The following is a 16,453-nucleotide window of genomic DNA, read 5'->3' on the forward strand; positions in this document are numbered from 1 at the left end:
ACTACCGGCGTGATGGGGTTCACGGAATCCACATCGTCATCACGCCGGTAGTCGTTTCCGGCACAGTGAAGAGAAACTCAGTGATGCATAGCTAAGCAAAAAACATGGATGGCGATACACCATCCGGATTGCAAGAGCCTTCCTGCCAAAATCTATTCTAATGTCCTGCTCACCTCCTGTAAATAACTACGATGTAAAAACTTGTAATCAGCAACTCACTTGTTATTGGCTACTTGCCGGATAGCCAGCATATGCTCACAAGGCCCACGGAACATGCGGTTGCGCACGTAGTAATCGCAACTGCAATTGCCTTCCACCAGCCTGTCATCATTGTCCAGCCTGATCATGGTCTTGCTGAGTTTCTTGGTATTGGTGAGGCTGGCACTGACGCTGGCTTTCCATTCGATGCCGCCCTCGGCAATAACAGAAGACTGCAAATCCAGTAACAGGTTTTTATGCACGAGCTGGGCTGCCAGGGCTTCGCGTTCACTGGCAAAGCGCAGGCTGGCGACATTGATGGGTTCGCGCACCAGATCGCGCCAGCGTGCCACCTGGTCAACCGCGTCATACACCACGCGACCTGCCTGCATGAGGCCAGTCAGGGCCGATGCCACCAGCTTGCTATCAAGTTGCAATTGCTGCGCCAGACTGGCGGTGCTGGCCGACCATTGCGACGACAAGGCATGTGCCACGGCTTGTGCCGTCGTGTCATCGACATCCAGGCGTGGGGCCAGCAAATCAAATTGCCCGGCACGTGACCAGTCATTCGCCGTCCAGCCGGACAAGCCCAGGGTGTAATCCATATCTGGCAGATGAGCGATCCAGAAGCTGGGCAAGCCTGTGCCCATGAGCATGACGCTGAACTTGTCAGCAACAGCGATCAGCCTCTCCAGCGTCAGCAGACGGCGGCGGCCCCAGATCCTGACTTCTGCGGCTTCTTTGCCAGTGAAGACAGAACGCTGGCACACCAACTTGATGCCCCAGGGTTCAAACAGCATGCTGATGGGCTGGCCTGGCTCAAGAGTGAAGCGTATCGAACGCGGCCCTACCCGCTCAGTCTTGCGGCGCAGGATGTGGCAAATGCTGTGCACATCCATGGGGTGTAAATCGAGCTTGTGGGCAGGCAGGGACATGGCCGTGCTGACCTGCAAAAAACCACGCATCCAGCTGTCTGGCAAATCTATCTTGGCTTCATGGTATTGCTCATCATGGCCGGTTTGTACCTGGAAGCCATCTGCCTGGATTTCAAAGCGGGTTTCTTTATAGGCGCGTATCTTTTGGAATTCTGCATACAGGTCTGCTGAATAATCAATATTCGTAGTGCCGCAGGCAAATTCACCGAGGTGCTTGAAGACATTATGGCGACAGCTCAGGCTGGCATAAGTCGATTCATCGCGGCTAAAGCATTCAAAGAAAACCTTGTCGGGATGCACCGTGATGACAGGGTCCAGCACTATCCACATGTCACGATTTTCTTTGTACAAATAATCAAAGTATTCAAGCTGTGCCTTGTAGAAAGGCTGCATGAGGCCATACTTTTGATTTTGCACCTTGGTGAGTTCTGCACGCACAGGGGCGATTCTTTCGCGCAGCTCTTTTTCCTGCGCCATGAAGTCGGCCAGCAGGCTGGCTTCATTCTCTGCCAGCCAGGCAAAGTAAGCTGTCCTGTCCTTGGGCTGGGTGCGCAGGTCAGACACCACCACATCATGCATGGCGCTGATGGCTTCGCGGTAAGCCAGTGCCAGCGTGGGTTGCAGGGTGGCAGCAAAATAAGTGGGAGTGCGCAAAGTATCAGGTGCGAACTGCATGCTGGTGGCAGTGGCACTGTCATTCACCTGGCTATTGCCAAAGTAGCGGTATTCAAACTTCATACAGACTCCGCAGAGATCATGGCTGCATCCTTGTGCAAGCGTGGGGCAATCAGTTGCATGGGCCAGTCGGCTGTATCAGCCAGGGTCGGGTAGCTGGCCTGCAACTGTGTCAGGCCGAGGATGTATTGCTCCTTGTCCTGGATCGCCACGGTCAATACCTGGCGGGTAAAGATCCGGGCAACAAATTGGGCATGCTCTGCCGACGATAAGCCCTGTTCCTGCAAGAAGCGTATCACCCGGTTTTTCACGGTACGGGCCTTGTTCACATGCGACAAGACACTGAGGAAATAAGGCTGCAATTGCTGCAAGTGTTGCAAGGCTGATGGCAAGTCACCACAAGTCTGCACACTTTGCTCCAGCCACTGGCTGACAAATAATTGCATGCTGGCGGATGGATGTTGAGCGAGGCTCAGGACATATTCCGCCGCATCTTCCACCCTGAAATGGCGGGTGATAAGCTGCCTGCCCAGTCTTTGTATGGCAGCTTGCTGATGGTCACACAGGGCCAGCAACTGGCTCAGCGACCATTCATCAGCACTGATATTGCGGGAAAAATAATCTGCTGCAAAGGAGCGGGTTTCTGGCCAGCGGGTATCGAGTAAGCGCAGTGCTTCACTAAGGTTGGCGCGCACTTCAGGCACATGCTGACTGAAGTAATGTTGTGCCCGCAGTCGTACTTGCAGGACGGCGTGCCTGCCCAGCAGAGCCCATTGCAGGACGCTGAGGCTGGCGGCCAATGTACCACTCACCTGTATCAATAGCATGGCACCCAGTTCTTGCGCGCCCTTGCTGCGGGCCTGCAATAAACGCCATTGCACATCGACAGGCAGGGCCTGCGTAGCTGCCAGCAAAGGGCCACTGCACCAGTGGATGATATCAGCGTGCACACTCTCCTCACCATCGGCGTTATCACTGCGAAAGATGACATCGATAAAGTGTGCCAACAGCTTTTCAGCAAAAGCAGCATCATTGGCGAGTTGGGTAATCACCGGTGTCATGGCAGCCCGCACACGCGTATCCAGTGCTGTTGCCAGGGTGGCGACGAGGTCAGGCTGCTGGCGTAATACATCGACTGGCAAGGCGGCAAACAAACGGCTGCCCAGGCTTTGCCTGCCAGGGTCTGCATCCTGTAATAAGTCGCGCAGTGTCAATGGTGAGACATGGGCGATGCCAGCCGGGTGGGCCAGCAAGATATCCGTCGCCAGCGCCTGCTGCCAGAAGTTCGTTGACTGCAGCAAATCGCACCAAACGGCAATATCCTGGTCTGGCAATTGCGCGACTTGTTCTGCCAGCACATTCTGGATCAGCCATTGCAGCTCATCTCGCAAAGTGTCGATCTGGTTTACCGCCATGGTGGTCTGCCTTGCCCAGATGGACAAGCGGCTCAAGATGAGCTGCCGTGTCGCAGCAGTCGTAGCATGCGCCAGCAAACGGCAAGTTTCGCGCACGCCTTGCGATGGGCTGGTGATCATCGCAAGGATCAGGCCAGCGTTTTGCGCATACAGCTCTGGCGTCTTGCGAATAAAGTCCAGCGCAAAATCTGCGGCAGGCTGATAATCCGTCGCCAGCAAAATCATCAGCCAGTTGAGGTCTGGAGTTTGCTGTGCCAAGCGTTGTTTGACGATAGCAAAAGCAAATTCTTTGGTCGGCAGATAGGCGCTTTGCAGCAAACCCTGCAACTGTTCCATATTCAATTGCTGACAGTAAGCCTGGTTATCGACCAGGGCACGGGCGGCAAATGCATGCACGCCCAGGCAAAGACTATGTTGTAGCAGGTAGAGCAATTTTTCTGGTGCGGCATCCCATAATTTGGGGAAGGCTTCTTGCCGTTTCGTGCGTGGCGGATAATCGAGATCGTCTGTCGTCGCGGGTATCCACCACTTGAGTGCAGTACGGCTGGTTTTGACATCGCTATCATGCTGGTGCACAAGCTGGTTAAATACCATCCAGCTGGCATAGGGTGAGAGATAGCGCAGTTCCGTCGTGTAAGAACGGCTTTGGTAATTCCAGTTAACCAGTCTTTGTATCTGCGCCTTGCCAGCATGCGCATCGTCACAGGCCAGCAATACGCCGGTTGCCATGCTGGCGAAATCTGTACTTTCCAGCTCGCCCAGACGGCGCAAGATGCGCCAGGTGCGGCGACGCAGATAATCGCGGGTCAGGCTGGAATAGGCGACTCTGGTATTCGGTTTTTTGACTTCATCGGCATAACTGACGTAACGCCTTTCCAGGTAGACATAGCTGGTATGGGAAGTCAGCAAGAACAAGGGCCAGGCTTTTTCAAAGCGCTGATGCAAGATGCCAAACAATTCGGCGTCAGCATGGAATTCTGCCGTCTTGTACAAATGACGGAAGGCACGGAATACCTGCACACTCACAGTCAAACTGCTCAACTGCTGTAGCAACAAGGGGCGCGCCAAAGTCGAGATGCCGGCCCGGGCCAGCATCTCGAGTTGCTCCAGCCAGTCGTCATGACGCCAGCCTTGCCAGTTTTTGGCAGCAGGCAAGAGCAGCAGGATTTCATCCATGCCTGCTTGCAGGCTGGCGGCAAGCTGGGCTTTTTGCCAGGCGGCTTGCAAGTCTGCTGGCCATTGCGCGATCAAGTCATGTGCATACTGCTGTGCTTCTTCCGGTGTTGCCAATGCCAGCCAGGCTTGCAGGGCCATGTGACGGACATGTGCATCCTGCGAGCGCAGGCTCAGCTCCTGCATGGCGACTTTTGCGCCAGCGTCACCGCAACGACCTATGGCATAGGCTATGCAATAGTCAAGCATGGCATCGGCCGTACCCAATAATTCCACCAGGCGTGGCACAGCAGCAAGCAAGCGGCGTTCGCCTATGCGCCATACCGTGCGCGTGCGCTCGGCCCGCGACATGCCCGGCCAGGCGCGTGGTGGCAGCCTGTCCAGCAGGATTTTTTCTTGCCCGGACAAGGAAGCTGGTTTGCTGATTTTGTGTACCAGGGTTTGCGAAGAATGGCCCCATTGCATGGCATCACTATTGATGACGTCGGGCCCGGCTTGAGGCGATGGAACAGAAATAGTGGGTGCAGAAGTATCCACAAAACCCTGTTCCAGCTTGCTGGCCAGCACTTGTGCAAACAGGCTTTCTGCCTGGCTCAGGCCAACAGGGAAAGGGGTCTTGCTGCTTTCCTGCCATTCTGCATCGGGCTGGCCCTCACGCACATTGACCAGATAGACAGGTGCTGCACCTTCAGCCTGCGGTGCCTGTGACAGCTCGATTTCGCAATGCCGCTCCTTGGGCTGCATGCGCACCAGCTTCACTAATTTAATCATGCCTTGCATAGCCATGCTCCGGAAAATATAGCCAGCCGGAAACGCAAGACAATTTCAGCATTTCCGGTATCATAAAGCGAAGCATTATGACATCGTTTATTTTGCCAACAATACATACTTACGTTTAGCTACAAAGATGGATTTTCACAGTATTTACATACTGTCACATGCGTAAAAAAAGTGCGTGATAAAATGCGTGCAGCAATCACGCAAGCATTTACCAGAGGAACTTATGCACTATCGTTTAATTAGCCGTAATGAACAAAAAGAAATCGTCAAATCCACAGAAGCTGGCGATGATTTTATGGCAGCAGTCAGCCAGGGTGCACATCTGCGCCATGAATTGAATGCCGCCTATCAAGTTGACCTGATCTCGGTCACACATGATGGTGAAGAGCACAAACTTGTGCAACTCGGCGGCTTTGCCTGAAACCAAGATAAATAATGGCCAATCAGGATACCGTATTGATTTTGCAGGGCGGCGGTGCCCTGGGGGCCTATCAGGCGGGTGTGTATCAGCAATTGCATGAAGCAGAAACATCGCTGGACTGGATCATAGGCACCTCCATCGGTGCCATCAACAGTGCCCTGATTGCGGGCAATCCGCCTGAAAAACGCATCACGCAGATGCGCGCATTCTGGGATAGCCTGGCACCCGATGCGGTAAGCCGTAGCAGTTTCTGGCCCACGTTTTCTCCGTGGATGAATTTCACCAATAATTTCAATACCCTGACGGCAATAACGCAGGGCGTCAATGGTTTTTTCAAACCGCGTTTTGGTGCTGCCTGGGATATCAATGCCACGGTGCCGATAGAAGAAGCCGGTTTTTATGACACCTCACCCCTCAAGGCCACGCTGGAAAAATATGTGGACTTTGATTACCTCAACAAGGGGCCGATACGGGTCAGCATTTGTGCGGTGGATATCGACAGTGGCCAGGGTGTGGTCTTTGACAGCAAGAGAGATCGTCTTGGCCCTGAGCACATCATGGCCAGTGGTGCCCTGCCACCCGGCTTTGCGCCAGTCAAAATCGGCGAGCGGGCCTATTGGGATGGCGGTGTGTACTCAAATACACCACTCGATGTATTCCTTGATGAAGAAAGACATGCCGACGCCCTGTGCTTCATGATAGATCTGTGGGACCCTACCGAAACCCGGCCAGCATCAATCGCTGCTGCCATGACACGCTATAAAAGCATACAGTATGCAAGCCGTTCAGCAGAACAATTGCTGATCTATCAGCGCCTGCAAGACATGCAGCGCGCCATACGCACGCTCAGCGAACGCCTGCCTGCCGCAGAACGCAAAAAAGAAGACTTGCAGCCCCTGATCGCCATGGGTTGCGACCACACCATCAATGTCGTCCACCTCATCATGAAGGCGCTACCGGACGATCATTATTTCAAGGATGTCGATTTCAGCCTGGCAACCATGGAAGCCCGCTGGTCTGCCGGTGTCAATGATTGCAAACGCGCATTGCACCACAAGTCATGGCAAAGACCTTTACCACCGCATGCCGGCCTGGTCATACACGAATTGCCGCAAGAATAATTTGACTGGTTTCTTGTAAGAGATAACCATAGTTCACACCAGCAACAGATTTGATGTTCTCAATTTGTATCACAGCAAACGACGGAGTCAAGCATGTCTGCAAGCAATCGCACTACCTGGGATTTTCTGACTGACACCTATTGGTATGTCACTTATCCTGACCTGCCGGCCTTGCAGTTTTCCAGCAGCGACAATGTATTGAGCTGGACTGGCGACCAGACTGTCTGGCATATTTCCGGCTATAAGAATGGTTATATTTGGGGTGTCTCCTCAGCCCTGCTATTTGATCCTGAATCAAACGGCAAGACCAGGTCGCCTCAACAACGCAGCATGCTGGGCACAGTGACGGCGAATGGCCAGGTACAAATCAGTTTTATCGGCAACAAGCATTTTCAGGAAACTGTCACCGGTTTTGGCCAGATGAGCAAGGTCGATGAACAATGGGTATTCCAGATGCAGATGTCTAGCTCTTTCAATGGCAGCCAGACCCTGCATTGGGCCAATATGATGCAAACCACGGAAACTGAGCCTAGCTGGGAAAAATTGCCAGGAGTAAATTGCTCAGTACCAGACATGCTGGAAGGCGCGAGCTACCCGCAATTTGAGAATGCATCCAGGTCCGATTAGCAGGGATATCTTTCGCCCCCCCATCTCCGGCCCCTGCGTTACAGACCTTTAAAGAGATGCAGATACAGGCGGCTGACTTGCAGGCGATCAGGGCAGTTGTGCAGATGGAGCATGAGCTTACCGTTGGCTTCACGCACGGCGCTGGCAATGGCATCACAGCGCACGATGCTACCCCGGTGGATTTGCCAAAAGACTTGCGGGTCCAGTTGGGGTTGCAGCTCGCGCAAGGAAATGCGTATCAGGTGTTCACGGCTGGCTGTCACTACCCGCACATATTTATCGGCAGCTTCCAGATAGATGATGTCATCCACAGGCACCATGATGATGGTATTGCCAGACTGAACTTGCAATACCCGTAAGGCCGGCCCTTGTTGTGGTGCTGCATTGCTGTCTAGCAGGCTGCGCAGTTGCTGCATCAGGTCAGGTACTGCTGGCATTGCCGGTACTGCAGGACTTGTGGCTGCCCTGGCTCTTTGCTGCAAGGCCGCCTGCACCCGGCTGCAAGTGTGCGCCATGCGCTGGGGTTGCACGGGTTTGAGCACATAATCAAAAGCCGCGCGCTCAAAAGCCTGCACTGCATATTGGTCATAAGCGGTGACAAACACGATGAGGGGGAAAGCGGCAGCTTCGTCAGGCCAGTCTTCTGCCAGTGCTTGTGCCACTTCCAGCCCCGTCATGCCTGGCATGTGGATATCCAGGAAGAGCACATCCGGCCGTAATGCCAGTGCCTGTTGCAAGGCGGCTGTGCCATGGGTGACATTGGCCAGCACCTGCAAGTCTGGCCACAGCTGCGCCAGTTCTGCTTGCAGGTTGGCGGCGAGCAGGGGTTCGTCTTCAGCGATCAGGGCAGTGGCTTTCATAGGCGATAGGCGATCTATTGCTGGTGTGAGCTGGAGTACTGTAGTGGCAAACGTACGATGGCCAGGCTGCCACCCTCGGCATCATCGACTGTCGATAACTCAAGGCTGCCCGTCTTGCCATACAGGGCTTGCAGGCGCTCGCGCACTTGTTGCAGGCCAAAGTGGCTACCCTGCTGTTGACTGTCCCCTAGCCCGGCGCCCGTATCCCGCACGCTGAGCAATAAGACATCGGCTTCGCGCCGGGCACTTAGCACGATGTGCCCGCCATCCAGTACCGGGTCCAGCCCGTGTTTGATGGCATTCTCTACCAGCGGTTGCAATAACAAGGGTGGCACCATCAAGTGCGCAAGTTCAGGTGGTAAATCGAGCTGATGTTGCAGGCGGTTCCCCATGCGTATTTGCATCAGGCCAAGATAGTCGTCGATGCGGGCGAACTCTGCCGCCAGCGTATGGGTATTGTTGCGCGAAGCTTCCAGCGTGGCGCGCAAAAAATCCGTCAGGCGGTCCAGCATTTCCTGGGCGCGCGGCGGGTCCAGCCCTATCAGGACACGCAGATTGGCCAGGGTGTTGAACAGCATATGCGGTTCTAATTGAGACTGCAGCAGCTTGAGCTGGTTTTCAGCGGCAGCCCGCAAGGCAATTTGTGTGCGCATTTCCATCAAGGCGATGCGTCCGCGCGTATAAATCAGATACACCAGGCCAGTGGTACTGACCAGCACCACCGACATCACCAGCGTCAGTGTGCGCGCATTGTTCAGGATGTCGCCAGGCTGGCGGTGCTGGCCTGTGAACAGATTTGCCAGCAAGGTGCCAAAATAAAATCCTGCCACGCCCGAGACAATGATCCACGGCCCCATCCAGATCCAGCCCGGCCAGTTATACTTCGCCGCGGCATGTGCTGGCTGATATTTACGTAAATACCAGACCATGCCGTGACGGCCGGATTCCAGAAAAACCTGTATCAGCACGCCTATGCACCCGACATACACCAGCGTAATCCCAAAAGGATCGCGAAACATGATGCTGAAATAGCAGGCTGCTCCCAGCATGGCTGGAATACTGATGCGCAATTCACGCCACAGCCAGTGCAGGCGACGGCGTAGATCATGCGCAGGTGTAAGCATAGGTGTAGGCAGGGGTGCAGACATGGTAGCCAGATTATGCGTCAATTATGCGGCGATGGAAACAGGGCTTGCCCCGGTTTTTGCTTCTGCTGCTGACTATGTTCCTTATTCAGTTGTTGAGTCTGCGGCTGTGTTTGTCCACCTCCCTGCTCACGTGCCTTCAGCTCTGCCGTGGTATTGCCAGCCCCGTCGGGTGCCCAGCCCGGCGGCATCAGCAAATAACCAAAGAGCGCCCGCAAGCTACGCACTTTTGCCAGATCGCGCACCAGGTCCCACCATGGACCGAATTGTATCTTGAACGGGTTATAGCTGGTGACGGGATGCACCAGGCCATAACGGCAAGGCAGGTCTTTGCGCTCAGCCACATAAGTCCCGAACAGGCGGTCAAAAACCACCAGCACACCACCAAAATTGGCATCCAGGTAAGCCGTATTGGCGGCATGATGGACCCGGTGTGCAGACGGCGTGTTGATGATGCCTTCCAGCCAGCCCAGCCTGGGTATCCAGCTTGCATGTATCCAGAACTGGTACAGCAAATTCAGTGTCAGCACAGAAAACACGGTACGGACATCAAAGCCCAGCCAGATCAGCGGAGTAAAAAACAGGGCCGTACCAGACAGTTTGCTGAATATGCCTATGCGCACTGCTGCCGACAAATTCAATTCATTCGGCGTATGGTGCACAGAATGCGTGACCCAGAACCAGCGCACCCTGTGGGCAGCGCGGTGATACCAGTAATAGCAAAATTCCTGTCCCAAAAACAAGAGCAGCAAACCCACACCCGTATTCAACTGTATCGTCGTCAACCTGTTCATATAAGCCCAGCTTACCAAAGGCGCGGCTATCGACAGGGGCAACAGGATATTGACCGCAATCCGGCTCACCAGGTCTAGCGCTGACACAGCAAAGGCCCGCCAGTCATAAGCATGACGACGCGACAGCACGATACCCTCGATCAGGGCCAGCACCAATACGACAGGTACGGCAACAAAGAGCAGGTAGTAATCTAAAGACTTCATGGAGAGGCTTTCGCAAGAATGACATAGACAAAATCGGGGCCCCTGGCCAGCCAGACCTCTGCGCATGCTGTCTTGCAAGTTTCAGCAAAAATGAAGGAAGACCATGAACCGTCCCCTATGCTTGATCAAAGCACCGGCATCTGCCACAGGCATGCGACGAAAAAAGCCGGGCCTGGCGCGAAATGACAGAAATGCGGCGTCAAATTTTGTCGTCAGCAGATGCCACCACAATAAGATGCCAGTTATACGCCCTGTAGGAGCGGCTTCAGCCGCGAAAACCTGGCACATGTAGAAAAGATCGGCACGGTCAGGATGTTCGCGGCTGAAGCCGCTCCAACAGAATGAAGGAAGCTTGCCTGCACTATAGTCATAGTGAAAGCATCTGGCCGTTAACACGATGGATTCCTGCCTGCGCAGGAATGACGACATGCGGGGTAGAGTTTATTAGGAGGGGCCAGTTTTTGGATTGGTTCGGCACAAGCAGCATGGGATAGCGACGCTCAACAAGTGCGCTTTGAAATGACAGTAGGGTGCGCCATGCGCACCCTACAGAATGTTGTTTTACGCCGCCCATTAACGCATAACAGGCACAAAAATTCATTTAGCCTGTGCAGCAAACTTGGCTTTCATTTTTTCTATGAGCGACTTGCGATAGTCCGGCGCATGGCTTGATGAGCCTGTTTCATCAAATAATTCAAAGATGCGAGTTTCCATATATTGTTCAGCCCATTTGGAATTGTAGCGTTCAAACCACTCTCTGGCTTGCTGTAAATTTCTCTCCACTCCTAGGCCGTTCTTGTACATCATACCCAGACACATCATGGCTAGGATATGCCCTTGTTCTGCAGATTTGCGATACCAGTCCATGGCAATCTTAAAATCATGCAATACACCCATGCCCAGCCTGTACATATCACCCATGTGACATTGGGCCATGGCATTGCCTTGCGCTGCGGCCTTGCCATACCAATACACCAGGTTACTCTCATAAAATTCCCAGACATAGGGAAGAGGGAATTCGTCGCTCGGATGTGGATCACGGATATTTTTAATATCAGCCATCAATAATTGAGCATCAAGGTCTCCCTTGTCTCCAGCATCCTTTAAGTAATTCTCATCCAGGCCTTCCAGGCTATGTTTAGTGAAAGGTGTAAGCATTTCTCTCGCAAGCTCTGTCTGCCCCTGCAATTTCAACATTGCTGTACGAATTTTACGTGCCGGCAAAAAATCTGGTTTATTGCCATTTAATTTCAACTCACCTTCAAGGGCGCGCCTATAAGCGCTTATTGCATCCTCCTTCCTGCCCTGCAACTGGAAAACATCCGCCTTGACAATCTCAATTTCGATCAATCTGGACTCTTCACAAGGTAAATTGTTTTTACTGCAGATGCAGTCCGCTTTTCTGATCAGTTCCTCAGCCTGTTGAAACAGTTGCATTTCGGCGCAACACATGGAAAACTTCAGCAATGACGAAACGTCGTCTGCAACAAGTATTTCACGGTCTGCATAATGCTTTAAACCACGCTCGTAGAGGACTGGGAATTGGGTATACTGGTTCTGCGCACGATATATTTTTCCTAATTCGATAAGCGTATTTATGAAATCTTCACTCTCGGCAGCATGTGCATCCATATATGACAGACACTGTTCTACAACAGCTTCGCCATCTTTATATAAACCATAATCAAGGTAAATAGGCACTAAAACCTTGAGAACCTTATTGACACCATGAATAGCTCTATTTTGATCTTGTTGGCTATAAAATATCTCTAATAGATTCTTGCATACCGCGACGGCTGTATCCAAATTTCCACGCATCAAATATAAATCCACCAAACGCTGGTAAGACAATAAATGCTTATCAAACACTTGAAGATGCTTTGAGAACTCTAACTCCCTGACTTTGATAAGCTGATCCAGAAGTGCATCCCCTCGTACATAACGCGTTTTCAAGGGACACCTCGTCCAACCATAAAACGCCGGATTTTCACGAATACGGTCTTTTAATTGATAGCCAGCTTCTGGATTATAAGGTGCTGGCTGATAGGAAAATTTCTCATACAGTTCGAGATCCCTTAACAAGGGCAAGCTATCCATAAATTCATAAGGCAAAGTTCTCAAAAAATGAGCCCATGCTCGTTCCTCTGGTCCATCGCTACGGAACCACTGATAAAAAACTTCAGGGTGAAAATACAAAACAAAATAACGCTTCTCGTCACAGACCATATAATCGTCAATCAAGCTGCCATTGATCATGCGCCGGACTCTTGACGCCCCCCATTCCCCGGGCGATTCTTCGAACAGCAAAAAACGTACTGTCGGAAACATGACAGAGAGGTTTTTTAAATACTCAAAATGATAATCACTTTTTCTATAATAGGTATAGATCAGTGTATTCTCTTTTTTTAGGCAATTGCAACGGCGCTTGCGTGCACTATAGTCATAGTGAAGCAAGAGCGAAGGCAGTTCCATCGTGTCGTCGATGTTTTCTGCCATGATGATGATATGCTGATAGAAACCCATGTGGATATCGTAGGTAAGATACAGTAGAGCAACTGAGATGTACTTTGGAGGATTCTAACATTACCACTAAGTGCAATGAGCACCTGGCCGTTAACGCGATGGATTCCTGCCTGCGCAGGAATGACGACATGCAAGGTAAGGTTTATTGGGAAATGTGCCAGCTATTGCATTTGGCGGACGCGGGAATTTGCAGATAGTGGCACTCGTCCGTGTGCTTCAACATCCCGGTAGGGTGCGCCACGCGCACCACTCATCGATAGACGCGGCAAATAAATTGGTGCGCATGGCGCCCCTTACAGAACGGTGTTTTTACACTGTACGCTTGCGCAAATGACTGTATGAAGGAATTGGACGGGCTCCCGCGGTGGGGTAATGAAGTGCTAAGTTGCTTCCACCAGTATTCCAGCGTTTTTGGAATTAGCTTCGCTTAGTAATGCCTGCCAAAGTTCGATATAACCCGCCCAGATTTGCCATGAACATGTGTAATCTGAATCAGGTGCAGCACCGAGTGCCTGCTGCATTTCAGGATGTGTGAATCTTTGGATTAGATAGATCAGTTCAGTACGCAAGTGGCTAACATTTTCGGGCCTGATGCTGACTAAAAATCCATGGTTGTAACCGACAAACTGCTCACCTTTTTCAAGATCACGTTGTTGTGGCAAGTCACAGTCACAACCATGCCAGAACAGGGCTTGCAGGCAGGCATCGGCCCTTACTCTGGTAGTCTCGTCCAAAATCGGACGAATTACATCGGTATATGTTTCACTGCCTGCGCGCCCGGCAAACTTCCAATATGTTAAGGCAAATTCCGCCTCATAAAGATAACACCAATATGGCGTTGTACTATTCTCTACGCTCGGGGTCGGGCATTCTAGCAGGCGTTCTTTGGCCTCATCAAAGACTGCTGCGAGCTCATCTTCTGTTGACAGACTTGCGATGTAATCCCAGTCTGTCACAATGTAAAAATTAGCTGCCAACCCCATATTACCCCCACGCATATGATGTAAATATTTTCAGACCGTACGCTTGCGCAAATGATGCAGGGCCAGGGCCAGTTGCGTGCCGACGACGGCATTGTTTTTGACCAGGGCGATATTGGTTTCCAGGCTGCGGCCTTGTGTCATTTGCTTGATGCGATTGAGCAGGAAAGGCGTAATGGCTTTGCCGCTGATGTCCATCTCGTCAGCCAGTTTTAAAGCTTGCTGGGTGATGCTTTCGATTTCTTCTTTGGGCATGGCAGATTCGACTGGCACAGGGTTGGCGATGACGATGCCGCCGCTTAATCCCAGGGTCCATTTGGCGTGGATGAATTCTGCCTGTTGTTCTGCGGTATCGAGCTGGAAGTCTGCCTTGTAGCCGCTGTCAGTAGTGAAGAAGGCCGGGAAGGCTGGTTGACCCACGCTGACGACGGGCACGCCATGGGTTTCCAGGTATTCCAGCGTCAAGCCTATGTCAAGTATGGATTTGGCACCGGCGCAAACCACGGCAACGGAAGTGCGTGCGAGTTCTTGCAAATCTGCCGAGATATCAAAACTGGTTTCAGCACCGCGATGGACGCCGCCTATGCCACCAGTGACAAACACTTCTATGCCTGCCAGGGCGGCGCAGATCATGGTGGCAGCTACGGTGGTCGCGCCGAGTTTGTTGTTGGTCAGTGCATAGGCCAGGTCACGGCGGCTGACCTTCATGGCATCAGGCGAATTGCCCAGCAGCTCCAGTTCTTCATCACTCAAGCCTATGTGGATTTTGCCATTCATGATGGCGATGGTGGCAGGCACGGCACCACCATCACGGATGATTTGTTCCAGCTCGCGGGCAGTCTGCACGTTTTGCGGATAGGGCATGCCGTGCGAGATGATGGTGGATTCCAGTGCTACCACAGGTTTGGCGGCCAGGCGGGCGGCGCGGACTTCGTCGGATAGAACCAAGTATGATTGCATGATGTTTCCTTTTTTAGAGATACAAGAAATATCCTGTATTAGTCGTGTACTAAGCTTCTTCAAAAATAGTGGGGCTAATTGTTGCAGCCACAGTCGCATCGCTTTCCAGCGTCAATTTTGCCAGTTTCAAGCCAAATACGCAGGCCAGACCGAGGTCATCTGGCTCACGGTATAAAGACCAGGCCACGCCTGCGGCAAATGCGTCGCCTGCCCCGGTGGCATCACGCACTGCGGCAGCGGGTGCCGGCAAATGCCGCATGCCTAGCCCTGTATCACTGCAGGTATAGCTCACGCCATCCACACCCATGGTGACGATCACATCTTGCACGCCGCGCTGCTGCAATTGCTGGCAGGCTGTACCCATTTCGGCATCGCTATTAATGCGATGAGCGACGGCGGCTTCAAGTTCACCCTGATTCAACAATAGCAGGCGCAAGCCGCGTAAATCTTGCGGCAGGCGTGCCATCTTGGGTTCAGACACTGCCACCATCATCAGCGGCATGGCTTGTTGATGTGCTTCTTGCAATAACAAGCCTATGCTATCCGTGGGTAAATTCAAGTCGGCGATGGTGAAGGCGGCATGGCCGCGCTGTGGCTGGCGGCTGTGCAGATAATCTGGTGTCAGGGCTTCGCAGCATTCCATATGGGCCAGGGCCAGCACCATGTCGCCCTCATCATTGAGCAAGGCAGTATAGCTGCCGCTATGCATGCCAGCAGCTTGCAGGCATGCCTTGATGTCGATGCCGACAGCTTGCGCGTGGGCCAGCAGGCTTTGCCCGGCAGCATCGTCACCGACGGCACACAGCAAACGTGTGGGCAAGCCCAGGCGTGCCAGGTTCTCGGCAATATTGCGGGCAACACCGCCAAAGGCTTCATGCTGGCTGACAGGGTTGGAGGTGCCCATCTGCACCGGCCCCAGGGTGCGCAGCTTGCGGTCTATATTGGCACCGCCTATGCACACCACCGGGCGCTGGTCGGGCAAGACATAGGCACGGCCCAGCAGGCGTTTGTCACGGATCAGGGCTGCGATATGCCCGGCCACGGCAGAGCGCGACAGACCTAGCTGGTCTGCCAGTTCTTGCTGCGAGATAAAGGGCTGGGCAGCAATGAGCTGGTAAAGCTGTTCTTTTTTGGAGGTGGGCTGTGTCATTTTCTTGCTGGACTATATCGATACTTAAAACAATTGTTTTTAATAATAAACATTTGTTTTTACAGAGTCAATGAAGAATTTACCGCTAGCCTCAGCAAATCAGCTGCTCAGGGGTAAAATTATTTATTAGCCACTAGAAAAGACCAGATATGGAAGACCTCGAAACCATACTTTTATTCGAAACCCGTCATGGGCAAGTGAATGACTTGCTGGGCGGCTTGATCAGTTTGCGCTCAGCGTACTGGGGTGACCAATATCATGCAAAGGTTCCCGATGAAGCTGAAATCAAGCGACTTGAAGAGGAGATGTTGTTTTTTTCAGCCCTGCGTAGCCGTGCACTACTCATGTCCATAGAAGAGATGACGCTGGTGCTAGAACAATACAGGCCGCAGTTCAAGGAAGAAGACAAGATAAGAAGAGAGTACGAAGCAGCCAGGGGCGGTACATGAGATCGCCCAACTGCGACCTATTGAGCTAGAAGGGCAATGAGCA

General features: G+C 52.6%; 13 protein-coding genes. 4 read left to right on the forward strand and 9 right to left on the reverse strand.

The window, feature by feature from the left end; translation table 11 throughout:
- Positions 1–215: 215 nt before the first annotated feature.
- Positions 216–1,871: an SWIM zinc finger family protein gene (locus tag ACO0LC_RS19140; RefSeq protein ID WP_423005996.1), complete on the reverse strand. Its 1,656-nt coding sequence runs from the start codon at positions 1,869–1,871 to the stop codon at positions 216–218.
- Positions 1,868–5,176: a hypothetical protein gene (locus tag ACO0LC_RS19145; protein WP_423005998.1), complete on the reverse strand. Its 3,309-nt coding sequence runs from the start codon at positions 5,174–5,176 to the stop codon at positions 1,868–1,870. Before ACO0LC_RS19145 ends, ACO0LC_RS19140 begins: the two co-directional genes overlap by 4 nt.
- A 223-nt stretch (positions 5,177–5,399) precedes the next feature.
- On the opposite strand from ACO0LC_RS19145, the gene ACO0LC_RS19150 reads away from it, so the two are divergent.
- The 3 genes from ACO0LC_RS19150 (at position 5,400) to ACO0LC_RS19160 (ending at position 7,345) form a co-directional block, all read left to right on the forward strand.
- Complete coding sequence (locus tag ACO0LC_RS19150; RefSeq protein WP_423006000.1) at positions 5,400–5,597, forward strand: hypothetical protein; 198 nt, start codon at positions 5,400–5,402, stop codon at positions 5,595–5,597.
- A 14-nt stretch (positions 5,598–5,611) separates the two neighbouring features.
- Positions 5,612–6,718, forward strand: coding sequence for a patatin-like phospholipase family protein (locus ACO0LC_RS19155; protein ID WP_423006002.1), 1,107 nt, complete (start codon positions 5,612–5,614; stop codon positions 6,716–6,718).
- 93 nt (positions 6,719–6,811) lie between these two features.
- Positions 6,812–7,345, forward strand: a complete 534-nt coding sequence (locus tag ACO0LC_RS19160) for a hypothetical protein (protein WP_423006004.1) — start codon at positions 6,812–6,814, stop codon at positions 7,343–7,345.
- 38 nt (positions 7,346–7,383) lie between these two features.
- On the opposite strand, the gene ACO0LC_RS19165 is transcribed toward ACO0LC_RS19160, so the two are convergent.
- The 7 genes from ACO0LC_RS19165 to ACO0LC_RS19195 form a co-directional block, all read right to left on the reverse strand.
- Positions 7,384–8,205, reverse strand: coding sequence for a LytR/AlgR family response regulator transcription factor (locus tag ACO0LC_RS19165; protein ID WP_423006006.1), 822 nt, complete (start codon positions 8,203–8,205; stop codon positions 7,384–7,386).
- Between the two features lie 14 nt (positions 8,206–8,219).
- Positions 8,220–9,353, reverse strand: a complete 1,134-nt coding sequence (locus ACO0LC_RS19170; protein WP_423006008.1) for a sensor histidine kinase — start codon at positions 9,351–9,353, stop codon at positions 8,220–8,222.
- A gap of 17 nt (positions 9,354–9,370) precedes the next feature.
- Positions 9,371–10,348: a sterol desaturase family protein gene (locus ACO0LC_RS19175; RefSeq protein WP_423006010.1), complete on the reverse strand. Its 978-nt coding sequence runs from the start codon at positions 10,346–10,348 to the stop codon at positions 9,371–9,373.
- Between the two features lie 597 nt (positions 10,349–10,945).
- Positions 10,946–12,844, reverse strand: coding sequence for an SEL1-like repeat protein (locus ACO0LC_RS19180; protein ID WP_423006012.1), 1,899 nt, complete (start codon positions 12,842–12,844; stop codon positions 10,946–10,948).
- A gap of 407 nt (positions 12,845–13,251) precedes the next feature.
- Positions 13,252–13,854: a hypothetical protein gene (locus tag ACO0LC_RS19185; RefSeq protein ID WP_423006014.1), complete on the reverse strand. Its 603-nt coding sequence runs from the start codon at positions 13,852–13,854 to the stop codon at positions 13,252–13,254.
- Between the two features lie 30 nt (positions 13,855–13,884).
- Entirely contained in the window at positions 13,885–14,811 is a 927-nt protein-coding gene (locus tag ACO0LC_RS19190; RefSeq protein WP_423006016.1) for a pseudouridine-5'-phosphate glycosidase, read from the reverse strand.
- A 49-nt stretch (positions 14,812–14,860) separates the two neighbouring features.
- Positions 14,861–15,961 (reverse strand): PfkB family carbohydrate kinase, encoded by a 1,101-nt coding sequence (locus ACO0LC_RS19195; RefSeq protein ID WP_423006018.1) that lies wholly within the window; start codon positions 15,959–15,961, stop codon positions 14,861–14,863.
- Positions 15,962–16,110: 149 nt separating this feature from the next.
- On the opposite strand from ACO0LC_RS19195, the gene ACO0LC_RS19200 reads away from it, so the two are divergent.
- Positions 16,111–16,410: a hypothetical protein gene (locus ACO0LC_RS19200; protein ID WP_423006020.1), complete on the forward strand. Its 300-nt coding sequence runs from the start codon at positions 16,111–16,113 to the stop codon at positions 16,408–16,410.
- Positions 16,411–16,453 lie beyond the last annotated feature (43 nt).

Origin of the sequence: Undibacterium sp. JH2W, assembly GCF_049340425.1 — a bacterium.
In the GTDB taxonomy this organism is placed as follows: Bacteria; Pseudomonadota; Gammaproteobacteria; order Burkholderiales; family Burkholderiaceae_D; genus Undibacterium.